The sequence below is a fragment of the Denitrificimonas caeni genome (assembly GCF_905120345.1).
Taxonomy (GTDB): Bacteria; Pseudomonadota; Gammaproteobacteria; order Pseudomonadales; family Pseudomonadaceae; genus Denitrificimonas; species Denitrificimonas caeni_A.
The window spans coordinates 307,394-331,039 of sequence record NZ_CAJHOA010000002.1 but is presented as its reverse complement, the minus strand read 5'-3'; the positions used below and the strand labels follow the sequence as shown (position 1 = coordinate 331,039).

The 23,646-nt window shown below is 47.7% G+C and carries 24 protein-coding genes; 8 read left to right on the top strand and 16 right to left on the bottom strand.

From position 1 onward, the window contains the following. Positions 1-6: 6 nt before the first annotated feature. The 3 genes from JYJ62_RS05130 to JYJ62_RS05120 all read left to right on the top strand — a co-directional run bounded on the left by JYJ62_RS05130 (position 7) and on the right by JYJ62_RS05120 (position 4,174). The gene (locus tag JYJ62_RS05130) at positions 7-1,974 is read left to right on the top strand and encodes a DUF1302 domain-containing protein (RefSeq protein ID WP_205341120.1); all 1,968 of its coding nucleotides are present in this window, start codon (positions 7-9) and stop codon (positions 1,972-1,974) included. An 81-nt stretch (positions 1,975-2,055) separates the two neighbouring features. Continuing rightward, entirely contained in the window at positions 2,056-3,426 is a 1,371-nt protein-coding gene (locus JYJ62_RS05125) for a DUF1329 domain-containing protein (RefSeq protein ID WP_205341119.1), read from the top strand. Positions 3,427-3,850: 424 nt separating this feature from the next. Continuing rightward, positions 3,851-4,174 carry a DUF1820 family protein gene (locus tag JYJ62_RS05120; protein ID WP_205341118.1) on the top strand — a complete coding sequence of 108 codons (324 nt, stop codon included), beginning with the start codon at positions 3,851-3,853 and terminating at the stop codon, positions 4,172-4,174. A 70-nt stretch (positions 4,175-4,244) separates the two neighbouring features. On the opposite strand, the gene JYJ62_RS05115 is transcribed toward JYJ62_RS05120, so the two are convergent. Then, complete coding sequence (locus tag JYJ62_RS05115) at positions 4,245-4,730, bottom strand: phosphate-starvation-inducible protein PsiE (protein ID WP_205341117.1); 486 nt, start codon at positions 4,728-4,730, stop codon at positions 4,245-4,247. 70 nt (positions 4,731-4,800) lie between these two features. After that, positions 4,801-7,467 (bottom strand): DEAD/DEAH box helicase, encoded by a 2,667-nt coding sequence (locus JYJ62_RS05110; RefSeq protein ID WP_205341116.1) that lies wholly within the window; start codon positions 7,465-7,467, stop codon positions 4,801-4,803. A gap of 146 nt (positions 7,468-7,613) precedes the next feature. Here JYJ62_RS05110 and JYJ62_RS05105 point away from each other — a divergent pair, with 146 nt between their 5' ends. Both JYJ62_RS05105 and tldD read left to right on the top strand, forming a co-directional pair. Beyond that, positions 7,614-8,468, top strand: coding sequence for a carbon-nitrogen hydrolase family protein (locus tag JYJ62_RS05105; RefSeq protein ID WP_205341115.1), 855 nt, complete (start codon positions 7,614-7,616; stop codon positions 8,466-8,468). Then, entirely contained in the window at positions 8,465-9,907 is a 1,443-nt protein-coding gene (gene tldD, locus JYJ62_RS05100) for a metalloprotease TldD (RefSeq protein WP_205341114.1), read from the top strand. The genes JYJ62_RS05105 and tldD overlap by 4 nt, the downstream gene beginning before the upstream one ends. 55 nt (positions 9,908-9,962) lie before the next feature. On the opposite strand, the gene yjgA is transcribed toward tldD, so the two are convergent. Continuing rightward, positions 9,963-10,490, bottom strand: a complete 528-nt coding sequence (yjgA, locus tag JYJ62_RS05095; RefSeq protein ID WP_205341113.1) for a ribosome biogenesis factor YjgA — start codon at positions 10,488-10,490, stop codon at positions 9,963-9,965. Between the two features lie 87 nt (positions 10,491-10,577). Here yjgA and pmbA point away from each other — a divergent pair, with 87 nt between their 5' ends. Continuing rightward, entirely contained in the window at positions 10,578-11,924 is a 1,347-nt protein-coding gene (gene pmbA / locus JYJ62_RS05090; RefSeq protein ID WP_205341112.1) for a metalloprotease PmbA, read from the top strand. A gap of 50 nt (positions 11,925-11,974) precedes the next feature. Here pmbA and JYJ62_RS15805 read toward each other — a convergent pair whose 3' ends face one another. From JYJ62_RS15805 to JYJ62_RS05070, 3 genes are all read right to left on the bottom strand, one after another. Beyond that, entirely contained in the window at positions 11,975-13,111 is a 1,137-nt protein-coding gene (locus tag JYJ62_RS15805) for a DUF3426 domain-containing protein (RefSeq protein ID WP_232365718.1), read from the bottom strand. An 88-nt stretch (positions 13,112-13,199) separates the two neighbouring features. Next, complete coding sequence (gene prmA / locus JYJ62_RS05075) at positions 13,200-14,078, bottom strand: 50S ribosomal protein L11 methyltransferase (protein ID WP_205341111.1); 879 nt, start codon at positions 14,076-14,078, stop codon at positions 13,200-13,202. A 35-nt stretch (positions 14,079-14,113) separates the two neighbouring features. Continuing rightward, positions 14,114-15,274 carry a 1-acyl-sn-glycerol-3-phosphate acyltransferase gene (locus tag JYJ62_RS05070; RefSeq protein WP_205341110.1) on the bottom strand — a complete coding sequence of 387 codons (1,161 nt, stop codon included), beginning with the start codon at positions 15,272-15,274 and terminating at the stop codon, positions 14,114-14,116. A 104-nt stretch (positions 15,275-15,378) separates the two neighbouring features. Here JYJ62_RS05070 and JYJ62_RS05065 point away from each other — a divergent pair, with 104 nt between their 5' ends. Beyond that, positions 15,379-15,651, top strand: coding sequence for a putative signal transducing protein (locus JYJ62_RS05065; protein WP_205341109.1), 273 nt, complete (start codon positions 15,379-15,381; stop codon positions 15,649-15,651). Positions 15,652-15,664: 13 nt separating this feature from the next. Continuing rightward, a complete protein-coding gene (locus JYJ62_RS05060; RefSeq protein WP_205341108.1) occupies positions 15,665-16,282 on the top strand; it encodes an SOS response-associated peptidase in 618 nt (205 codons plus the stop codon). Between the two features lie 29 nt (positions 16,283-16,311). Here the strand turns inward: JYJ62_RS05060 and JYJ62_RS05055 are convergent, their stop codons facing one another. From JYJ62_RS05055 to JYJ62_RS05010, 10 genes are all read right to left on the bottom strand, one after another. Then, entirely contained in the window at positions 16,312-16,584 is a 273-nt protein-coding gene (locus JYJ62_RS05055) for an HPr family phosphocarrier protein (protein WP_205341324.1), read from the bottom strand. After that, a complete protein-coding gene (rapZ, locus tag JYJ62_RS05050) occupies positions 16,577-17,458 on the bottom strand; it encodes an RNase adapter RapZ (RefSeq protein ID WP_205341107.1) in 882 nt (293 codons plus the stop codon). The genes JYJ62_RS05055 and rapZ overlap by 8 nt, the downstream gene beginning before the upstream one ends. A 12-nt stretch (positions 17,459-17,470) precedes the next feature. Then, positions 17,471-17,929, bottom strand: a complete 459-nt coding sequence (gene ptsN / locus JYJ62_RS05045; protein ID WP_205341106.1) for a PTS IIA-like nitrogen regulatory protein PtsN — start codon at positions 17,927-17,929, stop codon at positions 17,471-17,473. Positions 17,930-17,936: 7 nt separating this feature from the next. Next, positions 17,937-18,245, bottom strand: a complete 309-nt coding sequence (hpf, locus tag JYJ62_RS05040) for a ribosome hibernation promoting factor (RefSeq protein WP_205341105.1) — start codon at positions 18,243-18,245, stop codon at positions 17,937-17,939. An 82-nt stretch (positions 18,246-18,327) separates the two neighbouring features. Continuing rightward, entirely contained in the window at positions 18,328-19,821 is a 1,494-nt protein-coding gene (locus JYJ62_RS05035) for an RNA polymerase factor sigma-54 (protein WP_205341104.1), read from the bottom strand. Between the two features lie 177 nt (positions 19,822-19,998). Then, a complete protein-coding gene (gene lptB / locus JYJ62_RS05030; protein ID WP_205341103.1) occupies positions 19,999-20,727 on the bottom strand; it encodes an LPS export ABC transporter ATP-binding protein in 729 nt (242 codons plus the stop codon). Then, positions 20,724-21,272, bottom strand: a complete 549-nt coding sequence (lptA, locus tag JYJ62_RS05025; RefSeq protein WP_205341102.1) for a lipopolysaccharide transport periplasmic protein LptA — start codon at positions 21,270-21,272, stop codon at positions 20,724-20,726. Before lptA ends, lptB begins: the two co-directional genes overlap by 4 nt. Further along, the gene (lptC, locus tag JYJ62_RS05020; protein WP_205341101.1) at positions 21,259-21,828 is read right to left on the bottom strand and encodes an LPS export ABC transporter periplasmic protein LptC; all 570 of its coding nucleotides are present in this window, start codon (positions 21,826-21,828) and stop codon (positions 21,259-21,261) included. Before lptC ends, lptA begins: the two co-directional genes overlap by 14 nt. A gap of 15 nt (positions 21,829-21,843) precedes the next feature. After that, positions 21,844-22,380 (bottom strand): KdsC family phosphatase, encoded by a 537-nt coding sequence (locus JYJ62_RS05015; protein WP_205341100.1) that lies wholly within the window; start codon positions 22,378-22,380, stop codon positions 21,844-21,846. Then, positions 22,380-23,354, bottom strand: a complete 975-nt coding sequence (locus JYJ62_RS05010) for a KpsF/GutQ family sugar-phosphate isomerase (protein ID WP_205341099.1) — start codon at positions 23,352-23,354, stop codon at positions 22,380-22,382. The genes JYJ62_RS05015 and JYJ62_RS05010 overlap by 1 nt, the downstream gene beginning before the upstream one ends. Positions 23,355-23,646: the final 292 nt, after the last annotated feature.

Genomic DNA, 23,646 nt, shown 5'->3' with positions numbered 1-23,646 from the left:
GCATCCATGACTATAAGAAATCAACATATATGGCGTTTGGCGAAATTGCCATTAGCCGTAGGCTTAGCATCAGTATTGGCTACGCCAGCCTCTGCAATCACTTTTGATGTAGGCGAAATTGAAGGATCATTTGATAGCTCTTTGTCAGTTGGTGCCAGTTGGTCAACCGCTAAACATGATCAGCGCTTTATTGGTAACGCGAATGGCGGAACCGGTTATACCCAGACTGGAGATGATGGTCGTTTAAATTTCCAGCGCGGTAAAACTTTTTCACAGATTTTTAAAGGTTTACATGACCTCGAATTAAAATACAAAGACACAGGGGTCTTTGTCCGTGGTAAATATTGGTACGATACAGAATTGCAAGATGGTAGCCGCCCGTTTAAAGATATTAGCAATAAAGGTCGTAAGGAAGGCGCTAAGACCCGTGGTGCGGAAATCTTAGATGCCTTTGTTTACCAAAACTATTCCATTGCTGACCAGCCCGGTACTGTGCGTTTGGGTAAGCAGGTGGTTAGTTGGGGTGAAAGTACTTTTATTATGAACTCTATCAACTCGGTTAACCCGATTGATGTATCCGCATTTCGTCGTCCAGGAGCTGAACTAAAAGAAGGTTTAATCCCTGTTAATATGCTGTTTGTTTCGCAGAACTTGACTGATCAGCTATCGATGGAAGCCTTCTATCAAATTGGCTGGAAACAAACTGTAGTGGATAACTGCGGGACTTTCTTCTCTAGTGCAGATGTTGCTGCTGATGGCTGTGATAATAATTACCATATTCTAGACCGTCAGTTGACTGATTTGTTGATGGGTATTGATGGTGCTAACGCAATGGGCGTTCCCAATATAATTAATACTGGCAGTGTTGGTATTAATTATTCTGAGAGAGAAGGGTTGTTGGTTGCACGAGGTAAAGATAACAAAGCTAAAGATGATGGACAGTATGGTTTAGCCTTACGTTGGCTTGGTGATAACACTGAGTACGGTGCTTATATGATGAATTATCATAGTCGTAACCCGTTTCTTAGTATGAAAAATGCGAATGCGAGTGCACTTAATCCATTAAGTATTGGTTCGGCTGCCGCCTCTATTCAAAATACAACCATCCTGTCTCAGGTGGCTAAGCAAACCGGACTCTCAGGACCTGCTCTAGTTGGCGCGTCTATGGCACAGCCAGGCTGGGTTAATGGACCTGCACAGTTCGGTAAATTAACTGGCCAAGCGAAAACCTTAGGTGGTGCCGCAGTTGCGGTGGGTAACGGTAATTACTTCATGGATTATCCAGAAGATATTCGCCTGTTTGGCTTAAGTTTCTCGACCACCTTACCTACGGGTACCGCGTGGCAGGGTGAGGTCAGCTACCGTCCGAATGCGCCGATTCAAATCAACACTCAAGAGATGACGTTGGCGTTAGCTACTGTGCTGACTGGCGGTTCTGTACCCGGTGCGATTCAAAAAGGTTATGCACGTAAAGAAGTGACGCAATTGCAAACCACCTTTACCCATTTCTTCGACCAAGTGTTGGGTGCCAGCCGTGCTACGGTTGTAGGTGAAGTGGGCTATACCTATGTCGCTGGATTAGAGAGTAAAGATAAAGTTCGCTATGGTCGTGATCCGATCTTTGGTGTGAAAGGTAGTGCTGTTGATCCAACAGGAAGCTCAGTGGCACGATATGGTGATCACGGCTTTGTAACCTCATCATCATGGGGCTATCGTATGCGCGGTATCCTAGATTATAGCGATGTATTTGCCGGCATTAACTTGCATCCCAATATGGCGTTCTCACATGACGTCGATGGTTATGGTCCTAATGGTCAGTTTAACGAAGGCTCTAAAGCGGTAAGTTTTGGTGTTGATGCTGATTACCAAAATACCTACACCGCAGGTTTGTCATACACCAACTTCTTTGATGGCCGTTATAACACCTTAAAAGACCGTGACTTTGTATCATTAAACTTTGGTATGAACTTCTAATAACTGCTCGCAGTGCTGGCGAGGGTCAGCACTGCGCACTGTGTGTCTCCCAATTTTTTTACTCTTAGGAAGACTAAAATAATGAAAACAAATAAATCTTTAATGCAAACTGGCGCAGTATTTTTATTGTCGTTGTTCGCTGCCAGTGTAATGGCTGCTGTTTCTCCAAGTGAGGCAGCAAAATTAGGTAGTACGTTAACCCCGTTTGGTGCAGAAAAAGCAGGTAACGCCGAAGGTACTATTCCAGAGTGGACGGGTGGTATCGCCACTAATGCTGCCTCTGTTGATAGCCGTGGTTTTTTAGGTAATCCGTTTGCTGGCGAAAAACCATTGTTTACTATTACTGCACAAAATGTGGAGCAATATAAAGACAAGTTAACACCCGGACAGCAGGCGATGTTTAAGCGCTATCCTGACACTTACCGTATACCTGTGTATACAACGCACCGCTCGGTGAATATGCCTGCGGATGTGGTTGAGGCTGCTAAGACCAATGCTTTAAATACCAACATGGTGCAAGGTGGTAATGGTCTAGAAAAATTCGGTGTGGCGAATGCATTCCCCATTCCACAAAATGGTTTGGAAGTGATTTGGAACCATATTACCCGTTACCGTGGCGGCAGCGTAAAGCGTTATGTCACGCAGGCAACGCCGCAAACCAACGGTTCTTATTCACTAGTGTACTTTGATGATGAGTTTGTGTTTCCCAACAAACTTAAAGACTACGACGCCAGTAAGCCAAGTAATATTTTGTTTTACTTTAAGCAAAAAGTTACTGCACCTTCACGTTTAGCAGGCAACGTGTTATTAGTTCACGAGACTCTAGATCAAATTAAAGAGCCACGTATGGCATGGTTATATAATGCCGGTCAACGTCGTGTGCGTCGCGCACCACAAGTGTCGTATGACGGTCCAGGTACTGCAGCCGATGGTTTACGTACCTCTGATAACTTAGATATGTATAACGGTGCACCTGATCGTTATGATTGGAAGCTTAATGGTAAAAAAGAAATTTATATTTCTTACAATAACTATGAGTTAGATTCACCGAAGCTTAAATATGCTGACATCATTAAAGCGGGCCATATCAATCAAGACTTAACGCGTTATGAATTGCACCGTGTTTGGCATGTGACGGCAACTCTGAAAGCAGGCGAGCGTCATATTTATGCAAAACGTGACTTCTATATTGATGAAGATACGTGGCAAGCTGCGGCAATCGACCATTACGATGGTCGTGGTAACTTGTGGCGTGTTGCTGAAGCGCACGCGTTGTATTACTTTAACAAGCAAGTGCCTTGGTATTCGCTGGAAGCCTTGTATGACCTGCAGTCGGGTCGTTACTTAGCTTTGGGTATGAAGAACGAAGAGAAGCAGTCGTATGACTTCGGATCAGTTGCGTCCTCGGGCGATTTCACCCCAGCAGCGTTGCGTCAAGCAGGCGTACGTTAATTAGACGTTAGCTAGCGGTGTCTGATGGTAGGCACCGCACCTCGCACAATCAAAAGCCAAGCTTAATGCTTGGCTTTATTGTTTCTATAATTCGAGGGTTATTTTTGCTGCGCTGTATTATCGACAAAAAAAGACCCGCACATGTGCGGGTCAAAACCGTGTTTAGCCTGATGAGAGATAACTTGAAAAACCGACCTGTTGATTTTTTAGTCATCCACTGATCTTGCGATCAGTTGAGTTAATAATAACAATTCTCATTCGCAAGTCAAGCATTGAATGATTTTATTTTGCAGTGAGTCGTAAGGGTTATGCGCAGGGAGATAGGACTCACGCATAATAGCTAATAAGCGTTATAGGATAAGACTACACAATTGAGTGAATATGTTAAGCTGCCACTCCGTTCGTTTATGAGTTTTATGCGGTTATGAGTAAAAGCGAAAACCCGATTTTTAAGGTGATCTTTGTCAATCAAGGCCAAGTCTTTGAAATGTATGCAAAAGCAATTTATCAAAGTGATCTTTGGGGCTTTTTAGAAATAGAAGAGTTTGTTTTTGGTGAGCGTACCCAAGTCGTAGTTGATCCCAGCGAAGAAAAGCTTAAGGCACAGTTTGAAGGTGTGATTCGTAGCTATGTGCCGATGCATGCGATTGTTCGTATTGATGAAGTTGAGCGCTTAGGCGTGGCGCGCATCAGTGAAGCTGCGGTCGGTAATGTGATGGCATTCCCTATGCCGGTCCCAACCAAATAAAGTCCTGTTTTATAGTGCTTAATTAGCCGCTGCTGTATCACTTATAGAATGCAGCGGCGACGTAAGTGGGTTACGGCTCAATACCTTCATGGCTTTCATCGCTCACCCTGTGAGTTTTAGTCGCAGGCGTAATAGCAGGGAACTGTGCTGACGCGTAGCGCACCACTAATACTGCGATGGCCAATAATAAAATGGCTCCAGATACGTAGACCACGCTCATATCGGGTTCTTGATGATGAGAAATATCAGAAATCATCAGCCGGGTTAATGCTGTAATTGCCACATAGATTAAAAAGCGTACCGGCATATGGTTGGTTTTAAAGTAAATACCGACCATAGCGCCCAACTCTAAGTAGATAAACAGTAATAAAATATCATCAATCGAGGCTGCGCCCTTGCTCAGCATTTCTAGCGCCGCCATGGTTCCCGCCCAAGCTGTCATCCCGCCGATAGCAAATAAGGCAAGGTAATGAAACGCTTCTACGAGAAGATTACCTGCTGATTCAGCGTGCTCATGTAAGCTATCGCGTAACTTATCTGCTCGATTTTTTTTCACCGTCAATACTCCTTAAGTCATGCGCGGAGCATAGCAAAACCGGTATGCAGTGAATATATTTGATTCGCTTTTAAGCGTTAAGCGGTGCGAGTAAGGCTTCAATCGTTGCGTCATCGAGGCTGGAGTTGACGCTAGAGCCGCCGTCAAGAATACTGCTAGCCAATGCCGCTTTATGCTCTTGTAGGTGTTGGATCTTTTCTTCAACACTGCCGCGTGCAATCAGCTTATAAATAAACACCGGTTTAGTTTGTCCGATACGGTAAGCGCGGTCGCTGGCTTGTGCTTCTGTAGCAGGATTCCACCAAGGATCAATATGGATGACGGTATCGGCTGCGGTCAGGTTTAAACCGACTCCGCCGGCTTTTAGACTGATTAAAAATACCGGTACTTCTTCCGCTTGGAAGCGCTCTACGGGTGTGCGGCGATCAACTGTTTGTCCAGTCAGTTGCACAAAAGAGATCTTGGCCTTATTGAGCTCGTCGGCGATTAAGGCCAGCATGCTGGTGAATTGTGAAAAGACTAAGATCCGCCGTCCTTCAGCAGTAAAAGTACGCAGCATTGCCAATAAATGCTGCATCTTCGCTGAGGCTTTGCTGGTGTGTTGTTTAGCATCTTCCTCGCTGAGAAGACGTAAGTCGCAGCATACTTGTCGCAATCTTAGCAGTGCTTCTAAAACGACAATATGACTGCGTGCAGCACCAACGCGCTGAATCGCATCGCGAACTTTTTTATCCATAGCCAAACGTAAAGTTTCGTAACGATCTCGTTGGGCGCTGGTTAAATTGATGTGATGGGTGATTTCTGTTTTTGCCGGCAGTTCGCTGGCCACTTGTTGCTTGGTGCGCCTTAAAATAAAGGGCTTAAGACGACCTTTAAGGTGAGCCAAGCGCTGCTCGTCGGCCTGCTTCTCGATCGGAGTACGGTATTGACGAGTAAAGCTTTTGTTATCGCCGAGCCAGCCAGGCATCAGAAAATTAAACAGCGACCAGAGTTCACCTAAGTTATTTTCCAAGGGTGTGCCGGTTAAACATAGACGTTGTTGTGCGCGCAGTTGGCTGACACACAGCGCCGCCTTACTGTGAGGGTTTTTAATGGTTTGCGCTTCATCGAGAATCACCATATGCCAATCGTGCGCGAGCAGATGCTGGCTGTCGCGTGATAACAAAGCATAGGTGCTAATAACAATATCAGCCTCGGTAATCTGGGTAAATAATGTCTTACGCTGTGGGCCATGCAAGCAGAGCACTTTAAGTTGCGGAGTAAAGCGTTGCGCTTCATCTTGCCAGTTGGCGATCAGGCTGGTTGGCATAATAATGAGTGCCGGCTGTTGCAGACGTTGCGCATTTTTCTCACTGAGAATATGCGCTAAAGTTTGCAGCGTTTTGCCCAAGCCCATATCGTCGGCCAAAATACCGCCCATACCGATCTGCATTAGATTTTGCAGCCAAGTTAGACCGTCACGTTGGTAGTCGCGCAAGGTGGCGTTGAGTCCGTCTGGTACTGGGCACAAGGATTGTAGTGGCTGAGAGAGTCGTTCGGCTAATGCTTGAATGCCTTCGCCGCCATGCCATTCAATACCTTGAGCTTGTAGCTCAGTTAAACGAGCAGCCTCTTGGCGCGGCAAGCGCAATGTATTGTCGTCAGTTAGCGCTTCACGGATATACAGTTCGCCCAGCGTCATCAGCACTGGACGAATACGTGCATAAGGTAAGGCTACGCGCTGGCCTAGCTTGCTGATATGCACTAAAACTACGTCTTGGTCGCTGCGTTGGGCAATATAGTCAGGATCGAGTAGCTTCGGCGATTGGCGAATCAGCTGTAATAAAATGGGTAGCAGGCTGATGGATTGGCCTGCCACTTCGATACCTAACTCTAAGGCAAACCAGTCGAGGCTGGGGGATTCTTCAAGCGTGGCGTACCACTGCTCAACCGGCAGTAGATTAAACTGAAACTGTGGCAGCATTAAAATCTGCCACTCTTGTGCACGCAAATCTTGTAACGGCTGCTGCATAAAAATCAGCCAAGCTTGCTCGCTAGCTAACTCATAGGCATCGCCTGCGCTCTCTGGCACCGCATCGCTACGTCGTAGAGAGATCTGCCAGCCGAACTTCTTCAATTGCTCACGGCAGCGATTTTCAAAATCTAAATCGCGGGTAATGCGTAAGCGTTGATAGGGGCCGGTACTCACGAGAAAATTGGCTGTTGCTTTGCCACTGCATTGATGACCGTGATAGTCGAAAGCCAAGGCTGCGCGGTGCTGGATTGTGGTTTGCATGCGTTTACTTCGGGCGTCGTAACGCTTCAGTGTGACACTGCCAAACGTCAGTTGCGGAGTCGGTCGCTGTACAGCTGCATCAGTGATTTTTAAGGCTTGTGTCACGTGTTGTGGAGCCGGTGCTTTGACTGAGCTGCTTAAACTGGGTGGGGGTTGTCCCTCTTTTTGCATCTGCTCAAGCGTCAGTAGCGCGGCGACGACATGTTTACAGTTGTAACCGACATAGCAAGAACAGCGGCCATTGATATCGTAGTGTGTATCTTGGGCCAGTAAAGTGATGGTTTGCAGATAGGTTTGCCCAGCCGAGCCTTTACACTGTGCGGTTAACGTCGAGTTCTGCAGCTGCAATACGCTACTGCGACCTCGTGCAGCGTAGTCTTTGCCGCGCTGAAAGTCGCCGAGTTGAATGGCTTGTCGCCATTGTGAGCACTGCAGATTTTGTATGTCGAGAAGCTTTGGCATAGGCACGTAAGATATTAATAAGCCTAATAGTATGGCATAAGCGGCGCAGCTGTTGTGCTCTGTGCTTGATACGGTAAAATTGTCTGCAGACTTGCTAACATCGCAAGTCTGCTTAAAGCATAACGAATGCGGAGTGTGTCGTTTCTATGACTGTTGCGGTAATTCAAATGGTATCGGGCGAAAATATTGCCGCGAACCTTGCCAGCGCACGCCGCTTACTCGAGCAGGCTGCAGCAGAAGGTGCGCGTTTGGCAGTGTTGCCAGAAAACTTTGCCGCGATGGGGCGGGTTAATACTGCACAAATCGCTGCCCTTGAAGCACAGCAACAAGGCCCCATCTTACCTTGGTTAGCGCAAACTGCGCGCGAGTTGGGTTTATGGCTGGTTGGTGGGACGTTACCGCTGCTGCCTGCAGGGCATCAGGACGGTAAGCCCTGCGCCAGCTCTTTGTTATTTAATGAATTTGGCGAATGCGTCGCGCGCTACGATAAGCTGCATTTGTTTGATGCTGCCGTCGATGATCAGCAGGGCCGTTATCAAGAGTCTGAGCGTTATGCCCAAGGGCAGAGTTGTACTGTGGTGGATACACCCGTCGGGCGCTTAGGTATGACAATCTGTTACGATTTGCGTTTTCCTGAGTTGTATAGCGCCTTGCGTGATGCTGGTGCTGAGTTGATTAGCGTGCCGTCGGCCTTTACTGCGTTGACTGGAGCGGCACATTGGCAAGTGTTATTACGCGCTCGTGCGATAGAAACACAATGCATGCTGCTCGCGGCGAATCAAGGTGGCGAGCATGGGCCGGGTCGTGAAACTTTTGGCCATTCAGCAATTATTGATGCATGGGGACGTGTGTTGGCTGAGTTACCGACAGGCGCAGGCTGTATCAGCAGTACTTATGCGTATGCTGAGCAAGCGGCCATTCGCCAACGTATGCCAATCTGGCAACATAAACGATTTTCTGTAGCGCAGTTACCGCGCGCAGACACAGAGGACACACCATGAGTGATTTGTTAGCCAGCGCCAGTTCTGTTTTGTTGGCACCCACGGGCTTAGCGTTAGAACAATTATCCACTGTATTCAGCGAGTTAGCTGGACCTGGGATTGATGCGGCAGATTTATATTTTCAAAACCGTATTTCTGAAGCCTGGGTGCTGGAAGAAGGTATTGTGAAAGAAGGCAGCTTCAGTTTAGATCAAGGCGTTGGTGTACGCGCCTTAGCCGGTGAAAAAACTGGTTTTTCCTATAGTAATGCTCTGACCTTACCGGCCTTATTACAAGCCGCGCAAGCCTCACGTAGCATTGCTCAATCGGGTCAGAACGTACAGCCAATCGCTATTCAAAGTGTCGCCCATACGCCTTTATACCCAGCGGATAATCCGCTTGAGGTGATCAGCCGCGAAGAGAAAGTAGCGCTACTGAAAAGAATTGATTTGGCGACTCGCGCATTAGATCCGCGAATTTGTCAGGTGACGGTGAGTTTGACTGGATCGTGGGAACAGATTTTAATCGCAACCCTCGACGGTCGTCTCGCCGCAGATGTACGACCACTGGTGCGTTTTAATGTCAGTGTGATTATTGAGCACAATGGTCGCCGTGAGCGTGGCAGTGCCGGCGGTGGTGGACGCAGTGATTACCGTTATTTCTTAGAGCAGGACCGAGCCTTAGAGTATGCCCGCGAAGCTGTGCGCCAAGCGCAGGTTAACCTGGAAGCAATTGCTGCACCTGCCGGAATGTTACCTGTGGTACTCGGCCCAGGCTGGAGCGGCGTATTGCTGCATGAGGCGGTTGGTCATGGCTTAGAAGGTGATTTTAACCGTAAAGGCAGCTCAGCTTATAGCGGCAAAGTGGGTCAGCAAGTGGCGTCATCACTGTGTACGATTGTTGATGATGGTACTTTAGCAGGCCGTCGTGGCTCTTTGAGTATTGATGATGAGGGCACACCGAGCCAATGCAACACCTTGATTGAAAAGGGTGTGTTGCGTGGTTATATGCAAGACAGCATGAACGCACGTTTGATGGGGGTTGCGCCAACCGGTAATGGTCGTCGTGAGTCCTATGCGCACGTACCAATGCCACGCATGACCAATACTTACATGTTGGCCGGTGAAAGCGAGCCGGATGAGATTATTCGTTCAGTGAAGCGCGGCATTTATTGCGCTAACTTGGGTGGCGGACAAGTGGATATCACCAGTGGTAAGTTTGTTTTCTCCACGAGTGAAGCCTACTTAATTGAAGACGGTAAAATTACCGCGCCAGTTAAAGGAGCCACCTTGATCGGTAATGGTCCAGAAGCTATGCGTCAAGTATCGATGGTCGGTAATGATTTAGAGTTGGACGGTGGTGTTGGCGTCTGTGGTAAAGCAGGGCAGTCAGTGCCGGTGGGTGTCGGTCAGCCGACCTTGAAGATTGATGGTATTACTGTGGGTGGTACGGGGAGTTAATTGAATACGATACATATCCGCTGTTGTTACGGCGGATATGTTGGCGGCTTGTTGGTTATTTTAAACCTAAGCGCTGCTCGTCAAGATCGCGTAGATACTTGAAAATTCTACGCGAGGCAGTCGGCGCTTTATTGCGAGCCAGTTCGTGCTGAGCATGACGAACTAAGCTGCGCAGATGTTGAATGTCGGTGCTTGGATATTCTTCAACAAAACCCTGTAGCGCCGTATCACCTTCGCTAATAAGGCGATTACGCCAGCGTTCTAAGGCATGAAAACGGTCATTGTATTCGCGGGTTTGGCTGTCAGTTAGATTAATGGGGCGCATAATGGCATCAATATCATGATTGCGCAGCAGCTTACCGAGAAATTGCGAATGACGTTTACGGGCAATATGTGCCGTATGCTTACAGGTTTCGGCCAAGGCTCTACGCAGCTCATCGCTGAGTGGCATTTTGTCCAGTAAGTCAGGTTTAAGGTCAGAAAGACGTAGACCCAGCTCTTGCAGAGCAAGCATTTCACGTTTGACTTGTGATTTGCTTTTTTCTTCGTCTTCGTCAAGTGAGTCATCGAGGTAGTCAGACATAACGGTGTTCCAATCAATTAGAACACCATGATAACAGAGCAAGGCTGGTACTTTGCTAGAGTCTTGTGAAAATGCTTTGGAGTAACTATGAGTTTAATTGAAAGTGTCGGTCCACAAGCGTTACCTGAGCTGAAAAGCCAGGTTGAAAAAATTCTTGCGACCGCCAAGCAGCAAGGCGCCAGTGCCTGTGAAGTGGCAGTCTCGGTGCAGCAAGGTTTGTCCACCAGTGTGCGTCAGGGTGAAGTTGAAACGGTTGAGTTTAATCGTGACCAAGGTTTTTCAATTACTGTTTACCACGGCCAACAGAAAGGCTCGGCGAGTACGACTGCGACCGGTGATGCTGCTATTCAAGAAACGGTGGCGGCGGCGTTGGCCATTGCTAAATACGCCTCGCCAGATGAGTTTTCTGGCTTAGCCGATAAGCAATTGATGGCGCAGGAGTTTCCTGATTTAGATTTATGGCATCCGTGGGATTTAAGCCCAACCCAAGCCATTGACTTGGCGCTAGAGTGTGAAGCCGCTGCGTTCGCGACGGATTCACGGATCAGTAATGCCGACGGCACCAGCGTGAACAGTGATGTAGGGTGCACAGTATATGGCAATAGTCATGGCTTGATTGCGGGTCATGCCGGTACTCGCCACAGTGTCAGCTGCGTGATGATCGCGGAGTCTGACGGACAAATGCAGCGTGATTACTGGTATGACTATGCCCGCCGTGCTGACCTGTTAACCGATGCGGCAACCATTGGACGTCTAGCTGCTGAGCGTACAGTCAGTCGCTTAGGGGCACGCTCAGTGCCAACCTGTGATGTCCCGGTACTGTTTGCTGCTGAATTGGCTGGCGGTTTATTCGGTAGCTTGTTGGGCGCTATTGCCGGTGGTAGCCAATACCGTAATTCCTCGTTTTTGGTGGGTGCGTTGGGACAGACGCTGTTTCCTGAATGGCTGACGTTAGATGAGCGTCCGTTACTCAAAGGTGGCTTGTCCAGCAGTGCTTTTGACGGTGATGGTTTGGCCACTTATGCCAAATCCTTTATTGAGAATGGCGTGCTGAGCAATTACATGCTCAGTACCTATTCTGGACGTAAGCTGGGCATGCCGAGCACTGCCAATGCGGGTGGCGCACGCAATCTCTTTGTCACTCATGGCGATGCTGATCAAGCAGCTTTATTGAAACAAATGGGCCGCGGCTTGCTGGTCACCGAGTTGATGGGGCAAGGTTTAAATATGGTCACCGGTGACTACTCGCGAGGTGCCAGTGGCTATTGGGTCGAGAATGGCGAGATACAGTTTCCTGTCGATGAAGTGACGATTGCCGGTAATATGCGCGATATGTTTAAGCAGATTGTTGCCATTGGTAATGACCTCGATCGACGTGGCAGTGTCTGTACGGGGTCCGTTTTGATTGAGCGAATGAAAGTTGCGGGCAGTTAGCGACTTGTTAAATACAGCGCTTAGAGGGTTTAAGCGCTGTTGTTTAATGATCAGTCAGGTGAGACAAAATTTAAGCTGTAGTTGGCGGCGCCACCTTTGGCTTCAAGTATTTCTAAGGCAATATGAATCGGCGTTTGTGGTGGCATTTGGCTTTGTCCAGCCAGTTCGCCGCTCAGGTATTCTGTAGGTTTAAATAAACGTTTGGCTAAAGGCTTGCCGTACGGATCAGAGAAGGTCAGCTCCAGCAGTGGGAAAGGTTGGCTAAATGGCGCACGGTTATAAATAATTGCATCCACTAGCAAGGCCGCGCTAAATTCAGGGTGCTTACGTACCACTAAGTTGCTGCTTTTAATTTTCTTTACATCCACTTTCGCGGGCAGCTGACAATCAAACAATGGGCAAAGTGCTGCCAGCCATGGGCGTGTGTTGTCGTCACGAGCCAGCTGGGTAAAGTTGTTATACGTGTATTGGCCGACTAATAGCAGTAGCGCTAAAGCGTTGACGAGTCCCCACGCTAGCCGGCGTTTCCAAGGCTTTTTTTTGCTCCGCCAGTCAAGACGTAATGGTTCGTCGCTAAAGTATTCCAGCTGCTTAACACGAGGCGTTATAGGCTCTTCTTGCAAGGGGGCTTGCGAGGTATCGCTGCGTCGCTCGGTAGGACTGACTGGCGTTTGCAGTCGCGCCTTTGCGACTGCCTCGTTCGCTAAAGGTGTTGCTGTCATAGGTTCTTCAACGAACAGTTCATGACTCCAATCATTCAGTGTTTCGATGCTGGTGTTATGCAGTGAGCTGGCCTGATCGGCAGCGCTGAGTCTGCTCTTGAGCCGCTCTGTGAGTAGTTGATGAGCGTGCTGCTGTTCTTGCGCTAAACCATTGAGCTGATGATCAAGCTCTAGCTCATCTAACCGATTTGGCGTTATTGACGGATCAGTTATTGCGGACTCTTTGTTTGAGTCAATCGCCTGTGTGTTGGGTTCAGACCGAGAGATAATGCTGATACTTGGGCTGGGTTTAATCGTTTGTTGTACGGCAGGCCGTGCTGTCTCGACGCTGAGTTGACTGATAGCGTTAAAGGATTGTAAGCAGGCGCCACAGCGTACTGAGCCTTGCGCAGCATCAAGTTGACTGCGCTTCAGATGAAAGCGCGTCTGACAATGCGGACATTGAGTGATTAACGTATCTGTCATGGTTGTATCAAATTCAAATGGCGCATGGATGCAGTACAGTTTAGCCTATATAGATCGCTAAACTGTACCGACTATCAGGCAATATTGATTACAGGCGTACCCCTGAGATGCAGACCCAGCCGTCTTTTTCTGCGGTAGGGGCTAAAGCAAAAGCGTTGCTATAAGCATCACGTACCTCTTGTGCTTGCTCGGCTAAGATACCCGATAAGGCAATGCGTCCACCTGCGCGCGTATGTTGAATCAGCTGTGGTGCCAGTTCGACCAGAGGACCGGCAAGAATATTGGCCAATACCACATCAAACTCACCCGCAGGCATGTCTTGCGGTAAGTACACCGGCATAGCCTCTTCGGCAATACCGTTACGGTTGGCATTGTCGCGCGTGGCGTCCAGTGCTTGAGTATCAATATCGGTGCAGGTCAGTTGTGCCGCGCCTAACAATTTAGCGGCAATGGCTAGAATTCCTGAGCCGCAGCCAAAGTCCAGTACATTGCAGCCCTCAAGCGGCTGACCATCCAGCCATTCAAGACATAATGCTGTCGTCGGGTGTGTGCCCGTACCAAACGCTAAGCCTGGATCAAGTAGTAAGTTCACTGCATCAGGTTCTGGGGCCGTATGCCAGCTGGGTACAATCCAGAGACGTTCGCCGAAACGCATTGGGTGAAAATTATCCATCCAGCTACGCTCCCAATCTTGATCTTCAATCTGCTCGATCTGCATCTCTGGCGCATCTGTACCACCGAGTAATTGCAGATGCTGGTGCAGAGCTTCAGAGTCAACATCGCCTTCAAATAGAGCCAGTAAGTGTGTATGCGACCACAGTGGTGTGGTGCCTAAATCAGGTTCATAAATAGGTTGATCTTCACCATCCATAAACGTAACTGAGACGGCGCCCAGTTCGAGCAAAGTATCTTCCCACTGCTCAGCTTGGTCGGGTTGAATGGCTAAGCGGACTTGTAACCAGGGCATAAAAACCTCAAAACATATGCAGTTATCTGCGAAATTTAAGCGTGAAGAGCGTTGCAGCGGTATTGATTTTGCAGCGGCATAGCGTATTGCATGATCAGATAAGGTCGGTGTTCTTCTGGGCATGCGGCTAAACGACGTTGCCACTCTTGTTTAGCGATTAAGACTTCCTGGCGGTTAAAAATGTCAGCAATCTCTGGTACGTCTAAACCGGTATCTTGCTGATCCCACATCGACCAAGCCAAGTAATGCACAGGGAATAAACGATAATCGCGCCAAATTTGCTGGTCAACTAAGTGAGCTAACTGTTTAGCGTCAGTAAAACCAGCATAAATCACTGGGCAAAAGTGCACATGTACTCGGCCTTTATAACCGGTAATGCCTTGCGCGATACTGGCATCATCTTCACCTACTTGTTTTTTATACTCACCTGTTGTCGCACGAATATACAGCTCGCGTGCTTTGGCAATATCACAAGGATCATATTCATAACTGATGGCAACCGGTGTCAAACGCAAAGAGGTGATAACGTCTTGAAAATCTTCATCTTTACGTGACAAATGAAACATTTTTAAGATAGCGCTTTCAGTACGGTCATCGCCATCTTTGGCGCGGCCTTCAGCTTGTGCAATCCAAATAGATTCATGATCGTTTAAAATTGAATGATTGATATAGGCTGATAGCAATTGAAATGCTGCCAGTTTCTCACGACGGTTGGTCAGTGAACGGTGCACAATAAAACTTTTGTTAATCCGCATCAGATCGCTAACAAAAGGGCGCTGCAATAAGTTATCGCCAATCGCGATACGAGGTGTCGTGTGTTTGGCCTGAAATAAAGCGTAATTAACAAAGGCTGGATCCATAACGATATCGCGATGATTGGCGAGAAAGAGATGGGGTTGGCCGGTATGTAAATGTTCAATTCCCGAAAAGCTAATACCGTCAGTCGCTTGGGTGATACTGCGCTCAACATAGGATTCAATACGTTGCTGTAGAGCCAGTACACTATTGACTGGACCCAGCTCATTACGTATTTTCCAAGCAATAATAGGGCGTAATAACCAGCTGAAATAGCGTGAAGCTGTTGGGAAGCGGTATTGAGTAATTATGGATAAAAAGTCTACATTAGCCAGTAAGCGTTGCAATACAGTCGCCACTTCATCGTCATTGTAGGGGCGAATGCTATCAAATTGATCCATGTGATTCTCTTATTCGGATGCTGGTCAGTGCTTTGGGCGCTGTAGGGTTGGACAAGTGGGGTATTATACCCGTATTAATGCATAACTTGCAGAGGAGATCTAAGGTGCAAAGAATTCATGAACCTATTGATTTAATCGAAGCGCAAATGTTGATCAGTATGCTGCGCAGTGAGGGTATTGAGGTGTATTTGCAGGGTGAGGACTTAGTGGGCGGTATGGGTGAACTGCCTGCTTTAGGCCTGCTGGGCTTAATGGTGGGTGATCAGTATGCGCAACAGGCGCGCGAATTGATCAGCAGTTATCAGCAAGCTACACCAATGATTGATGGTACTCCAGAGCTGCAGCATGTTGCCGCGCACGGTGTTTTAGAGTGTTAAAAGAGAGGCTGTAATGTCGGGACGCTATGCTTTATTTAATTGGCCTGAAACTCTAGCGCAGCTGCCTGGCTTTCCGCAGCAGATGCGTGCGCATTGGAATTTAGCACCGAAGTCTCAGGTACTGATGCTGTTGCAAAAGCAACAAGAGCCGCATGCGGCGATGGCGTTATGGGGTTTTACCTCGGAGTGGATGACGGATTTAACTCGCGCGGTAGCGCATGCTCGAGCAGAAACCGTCAGCACTCAGCCAATGTTTAAAAAAGCCTGGCGCAGTCAGCGCTGTGTCTTGCCTGCCAATGGCTTTTTTGAATGGCGCGGGACGCATCGCAAACATCCATTTTGGCTGTATGCCGACGATGCGTTGCTGTATTTTGCTGCGATTTGGGATGTCTATGCGCTGCCGGGGCGTGATTACTACAGTGTTGCGATGTTGACGCAACAAGCGGCCAATTTACGTCGACCTATTCTACTTAATCAGCAGCAACAAGCGCTGTGGCTTAATCCGCAGAGCAGTGATGCAGAGCTGTTAGAGCTGTTAGCCAGTCCACCGCCGCAATTACGTGAGCGCCGGGTTAGCACCTTGATTAATGATCCTTTGGTGGATGGTCCGCACTGCTTAGATATTGGCTAGCGATTGAGTTCGCTGCTGCAGTGTCTGGCCTAGCTTTCTTCGTGAAAGCGCTCAGCTATTAAAGCTTGTAACGCCACTAATGCCGCTTCGGCGTCTTCGCCTTCAGCGCTGATCGACAACGCTGTGCCTTTACTGGCGGCCAGCATCATCACTGACATAATATTTTTACCGTTGCAGAGGTTATTGGCGTCACGGCCAATGCTGATCTGACACGGAAAAGTATTGGCCACTGAAACAAATTTTGCTGCGGCTCTCGCATGTAAACCGAGTTTGTTAATAATAGTCACTTGACAGCTAGGCATCATTTTTCTCGTCAGTACGCACGACGTCACGGTGACGTATTTGCACATTGCTCAGCTCTTTGCCGAGCGCTTCACCGATGCGTTGTGCCATATACACAGAGCGGTGTTGACCGCCGGTGCAACCAATAGCGACGGTAACATAGGCGCGGTTACTGGCGGCAAAGCGCGGCAGCCACTTAGCTAGATAAGTATAAATGTCGCTGTACATTTCTGCCACGTCAGCTTGTTCGCCAAGGTAGTCGATAATGGGTTGATCAAGGCCACAGTAAGCGCGCAATTCAGGCTTCCAGTACGGGTTGGGTAGACAGCGAATATCAAAAACTACATCTGCGTCAACCGGTACACCACGTTTAAAACCAAAAGACTCAATCAAAAATGCAGTGCCAGGTTCGGGCTTATCCAGTAAACGTAGTTTAATGGTGTCACGTAGCTGGTACAAATTGAGATGCGAGGTATCAACGGTTAAGTCGGCTAGATCGATAATCGGTGACAGTAGAACTTTTTCATCACGAATAGCTTCAGCCAGTGAGCGTGAATCATTGGTCAGAGGGTGGCGTCTGCGGGTTTCTGAAAATCTTTTCAGTAGGGTTTCATCGTCCGCATCAAGATACAACACATCACAGATAATATGCCGTTCGCGCAGACCTGCTAATAGCTCAGGAAAGCGTTCCAGTTGATTCGGTGCGTTACGCGCATCAATGGATACGGCTATCTGCGGGTACACCAACTCAGTGGCGAGTAACGTACGCTCAGCCAGTTCAGGGAGGAGCATTGCTGGGAGGTTATCAATGCAATAGAAATCGTTATCTTCCAGTACATCCAAGGCTGTACTTTTACCTGACCCAGAACGGCCGCTAACGATAACTAAACGCATGGATCAGAACCTCTAGAGTTGAGCATCAAGCACTGCTTGGTATAAAGCGGTGCTATTTGGCGCATTACGCAAGCGTTCGCGAACATCATCTTGTTCAAAAATACTAGCAATTTGGCGCAATAATTCTAAGTGCTCATCGGTGGCTTGTTCAGGTACCAATAGTACAAAGAGTAGATCAACTGGCTCGCCATCAATGGCGTCAAAATCAACTGCAGTTTTTAAATGTAAAATTGCACTAACAGGGGCTGTGCAGCCAATTAGTCGACAATGCGGAATAGCAATGCCATTACCAAAACCTGTCGAGCCGAGCTTTTCACGAGCAACTAAGCTTTCGAAAAGAACGTCCTCATCAATTTCAGGTAAATCAGTGGCAATTAAGTGGGCAATGTATTCAAGTACACGTTTTTTACTGCCTCCCGGCACGTTCACTTGGGAACGCCCCGGGGTCAGTATATGTTCTAATCGAATCATATAAGTCTTAACGTTCCAGAACGCCTTTTTGACGATCCAGTTGCTTTTCTTTGTGTTTGATTAATTGGCGGTCCAGTTTATCAACCAAAAGATCGATAGCGGCATACATATCGTCATGTTCAGCGTTGGCAATAATTTCGCCACCAGCAATCAGTAAGGTGGCATCAATTGTTTGTTTAACTTTCTCAACGCCAAGTGTCACACGGATACTGGTGATTTTGTCGAAGTGGCGCTCAAGTTTAGCGAACTTACCATTAATGTACTCACGTAGAGCTTCAGTAACTTCCAGTTGATGACCTGTGATGTTGATTTGCATACCGTTCTCCTTAGTTTCACTGCTTGATGCGGTGTTTGCAGGATTGTACCGCCTGCGTAAATTAAGTGTTACTAACCAATGCCTATAATAGCTGTTTTCGCTCAGTTGACGAGGCAATACCTAATGACTCTCGGTATTTGGCAATGGTACGCCGTGCCACTTGAATCCCTTGTTCTTCCAGTAAAGCAGCGATCTTGCTATCACTCAATGGTTTTTTAGGATTTTCTGCTGCAACCAGTTTAGAAATAATGGCACGAATGGCTGTTGATGAACATTCGCCACCTTGTGCTGTACTGACATGGCTTGAGAAAAAATATTTTAACTCAAAAATACCACGTGGCGTATGCATATATTTTTGCGTAGTCACGCGAGAAATGGTTGACTCGTGCATACCGACCACTTCCGCAATTTCAGCCAATACCAAGGGTTTCATCGCTTCTGGGCCGTAATCAAAAAAACCGCGCTGATAATCGAGAATTTGCGTGGCAACTTTGAGCAAGGTTTCATTGCGACTCTGCAGACTTTTAATAAACCAGCGTGCTTCTTGCAGTTGTGTGCGTAAAAAGGTGTTATCGGCGCTATTGTCTGCGCGTTGAATAAAGCTGGCGTATTGTGCATTGACGCCTAAACGGGGGGCGATCTCCGGATTTAACTCAACAATCCAGCGGTTATTGGCCTTGCGTACAATAACGTCAGGTACGATATATTCAGGCTCTTTGCTTTCAATCACTGAGCCGGGGCGTGGATTGAGGGTTTGGATCAGCTGTACGATCTCTTTAAGCGCTTCTTCCTTAATTCGCATACGTCGCATCAGTTGATTGTAGTCACGGCTACCCAGCAGCTCTAAATGCTCTTTGCAGAGTACTTTGGCTTCAGCCAACCATGCCGTCTCACGTGGTAGATACTGCAGTTGCAGTAGCAGGCACTCACTTAGGTTGCGCGCAGCAATCCCTGTTGGCTCAAACTGTTGTACACGTTTGAGCACCATCTCCACTTCATCCATTTCAATGTGTTGCATCGGATCGAAAGAGGCGTGGATTTCCTCGAGGCTTTCTTGCAAATAACCATCGTTGCCGATGCTATCGATAATCACCGTAGCAATCATGCGATCACTGTCAGTCATTTTTGCAAGGTTAAGCTGCCATAACAGGTGAGTTTGCAGGTCAATGCCAGCGGATGTGGTGCTGGTAAAGTCCCATTCTTCGCTGTTACTACTGGGTAGATTGCTGGCGCTGGATTGGTAGATGTCTTCCCATGAGGTATCAATCTCTAGTTCGTTAGGGATTTGCTCGGTCCAATCCGTTGAGTCGGGTTGATTCTCAGCGCTACTCGCCGCCTCATCTTGGCCGGCTGATTGACCGCCGCTGCTGTTTTCCTGGGCTTTACTGGTACGCTCGTTGCTACTGTCAGCATTGTCGCCATCCTCTTGGCGTTCAAGCATCGGGTTACTCTCCAAGGCTTCTTGGATTTCTTCTTGCAGGTCTAATGTCGACATTTGCAGCAAGCGAATGGCTTGCTGCAATTGCGGGGTCATGGTCAGTTGCTGACCCATTTTTAAAACGAGTGAGGCTTTCATAATGGAAAGGCATAACTCCTAATCATCAGTGCGCCAAGAAATGGCTCTTCTAAGCAAGATATATGCCTGAAATTTTCTTGTTTGCCTAGTCTTGACAGACTAATGATGATGATAAAAGTGATGCGGTTCTGGTTGTTTAGGTCGCACAAAAGGGTGTGCGAGCCTGTTTACATAGGCTTACAAGTGAAATTCTTGACCCAGATAGACATCTTTCACTAATTGGTTGTCAAGGATGCTGCTGGGTGAGCCTGCAGCAATAATTTGACCGTCACTGACGATGTAAGCGGTTTCGCAGATGTCGAGCGTTTCGCGTACGTTGTGGTCAGTGATTAAAACGCCAATCCCTTTGTCTTTTAAGTGATTGATAATTTGCTTGATATCACCCACTGAGATGGGGTCGACCCCAGCAAAAGGTTCATCCAGTAGAATAAATTTAGGATTGGTCGCTAGCGCGCGAGCTATTTCTACTCGGCGCCGCTCACCACCGGATAAGCTCATACCTAGGTTGTTGCGTAAGTGAGTGATATTGAACTCTTGTAGGAGTTCATCCAATGCTTGCAGGCGGCCAGCGCGATCGAGATCTTTACGCAGTTCTAAAATGGCTAGAATATTGTCTGCCACGCTCAGCTTGCGAAAAATTGAGGCTTCTTGCGGTAAATAACCAATACCGGCACGTGCACGACCGTGCATAGGCTGAAAACTGACGTCGGTTTGATCAATAAAAATGCTACCTTTATCAGCTTTTACCAAACCAACAATCATATAAAAACAAGTGGTTTTGCCCGCACCGTTAGGGCCCAATAAGCCAACCACTTGTCCGCTATTAATGGATACGCTGACGTCATGCACCACTTTGCGGCCTTTGTATGCTTTGGCTAAGTTTTTCGCGGTTAAGGTACTGCTCATGGGGCGCTTGACTCTGTTGTGCTTTCTTTGTTTTTGGGCTGGATGACCATGTTGATGCGTGGCGAAGGCGTCGTGATAGTGCCTTGCTTACCGCGTCCAGCGGTGACAATTTGCTTTTTTGTATCGTAAATAATTTTTTCGCCGCGGAAAGTGTTGCCTTGTTGAATTACTTTAGCCTGATCAATAATGATGATTTTTTCATTATTGGCAAAGTACTGAATGGTCAGTCCGTAGGCTTGTACCAGTGCTTTATCAGTGGCGGGTTGTTGCTCATAGTAAGCCGGCTTGCCGACGGAGGTGAAGACATCAATATCACCGCTTTTATTCAGGGTGATGGTGACTGTATCACCGGTAATCTTTAGTGTGCCTTGGGTGATAATGACATCGCCACGATAAATCGCTACGCCACGTTTATCATCCATTTCCGCACTATCAGCCTGCACATTAATAGGTTGGCTGCTATCAGAGGGAAGGGCGTGAGCCAGTCCGCTGAGCAAGCTGATGCTGGTAGCAAGGAGTGCAGCTGTTATTCTAGCGAACGTCATGACGGCCTCTCACATTTGAAAGTAAATGCATTTTACTTTCATTTAAATAAGTTTGCATGCCAACGCCTGTAGTGACTCCGTTGGCCGCTTCAATTTTTACCGCAAGCGGTGTGTGTGCGTATTCAGTGTCTGGCACGTAAATCAGTTGTTCCGTGGTGAGTATGGTTGGGCGCCCTTTTTCATCGGTGCGCTCAATGCGAACGTTTTTGATCAGCTCAACCTCTTTACCTTCTGGGCTGATTTCGCTACGTTCGCTACTAATCTTCCATGGCAGTTCACCGCCGCGAAAGAGTAATAAATTCGGTTGTAATAATAACGTAATATCATCGCGCTGCGTATGCTCGATGCGCGGGCTACTCAGTTCATAATGCAGTGTGCCGTTCTCGGTAAATTGCAGGGTATGAGTCCCTTGTGCAAAAAAATCGATAGCATTCTCAGCTGCTGTTAAAGCGGATGGCTCGTTTGCTGTTGGGCTATTAATATTCCAATAACCCAATGCTGCGACTAAAACAGCGAAGGGTAAAAAGAATAAAGCCAAACGTAAGTTTGCGGACATAGGCACAACCAAAAATTATAAATAAGCACTTTGGGCGGCTTCAAGAGTACCTTGCGCCGCCATAATGAATTCGCAAAGCTCGCGTGCTGCGCCTTCTCCGCCGCGTAACAGAGTAACGGCTTGAGCGTGCTGGCGGACAAAACTGTGGGCATTGGCAACCGCTGTACCCAAAGCAACACAACGAATAGCTGCTAAATCAGGTAAATCATCACCTAAGTAGGCAACTTGATTATAAGAAAGTTGCAATATGGCCAATAGTTCATCTAATGCAGTGCGCTTATCTTCCCGGCCCTGCATAAGATGTTTAATGCCTAAGTTTGCTGCACGGCGCTCCACAATGCTAGAGCTGCGCCCAGTAATAATTGCAACATTGACGCCGGAGTTCATCAGCATTTTAATACCTTGGCCATCCAAAGTGCTAAAAGCCTTGGCTTCACCGCCGTCAGCGAGGAAATAAAGTTTGCCATCGGTTAGGACGCCATCAACATCTAAAACCAGCAAACGCACCGCGCGTGCCCGTTGTACTAAATCACTGTTCCCAAGGCTTAGCATTACATCACTCCTGCGCGTAATAAATCGTGCATATTTAATGCGCCAATGGCTTGGTTGTGCTCATTGACCACCGGCAGTGAGCTGATCTTATGATCTTCCATGATTTTTAACGCTTCGGCTGCGAGCATATCTGGGCGCGCCGTTTTGCCGCCATGGGTCATCAGTTCATCAATACTGGCTTCGCGCACATCGATGCCTTTATCGAGCGCGCGCCGTAAATCGCCGTCGGTGAAAATACCGGCTAAGGTTTGATCGGGTGCAAGGATCAGCGTCATCCCTAAGCCTTTTTGCGTCATTTCTAATAAGACTGCGCGTAATGAAGCGCCGTGCGCTACTGCGGGCAAATCATCGCCGCTGTGCATTACATGCTCCACTTTCAGTAGCAAGCGTCGACCCAGAGCGCCGCCTGGGTGGGAAAAAGCAAAATCTTCAGGGGTAAAGCCACGGGCTTCCAGTAGGGCAATCGCTAAGGCGTCACCCAATACTAAGGTTACGGTCGTTGAGGAGGTTGGCGCTAAATTGAGTGGGCAGGCTTCTTGCGCAACTTGAGTATCTAAATTGACCTGTGCGGCATTGGCCAGAGTTGAATCTGGGTTGCCAGTCATGCTGATCAGGATAATGCCCTGACGTTTAATCAAGGGCAATAAAGTGATGATTTCATTGGTGGTGCCAGAGTTGGATAAGGCTAAAACAACGTCATCTGTGGTGATCATACCCATGTCACCATGACTGGCTTCAGCTGGATGAACAAAAAAAGCAGGGGTGCCAGTGCTGGCCAAAGTTGCTGCAATTTTATGGCCGATATGCCCAGACTTACCCATGCCCACCACTACCACGCGACCCTTACAGGCTAAAATAAGCTCGCAGGCTTTAACAAAACTGGCGTCAATACGTGCCAGTAAGCTGGTGATAGCGTCTTGTTCAAGACTGATGGTGCGTTTGGCAGAAGCAATAAGAGCGTCAGGTGAGAACATAATAAATTATTCTTCAAGACAAAAAGTAATTATACGTGAAATTACTGGGCAACTCATCAGCTGTTATTGTGTGCCGATTGTGTTGAGAGAGGTATTGTCTAGACGCGCGCTAAACTATCTAAAAAGAGCTCATCTGGACGAGCTGTTGGCCGACGATAAAATTTAAAATAGCAGAGCAAGGCATCATCGCGTTTGGGGATAAGCGCCGCTTTGTTACTTTATTAAAGAGTCCGCTGAGCAAACACTGTAGAATATAAAATGTTCCCGCTAAGGGTTAGAAGAGTCAGGGTGG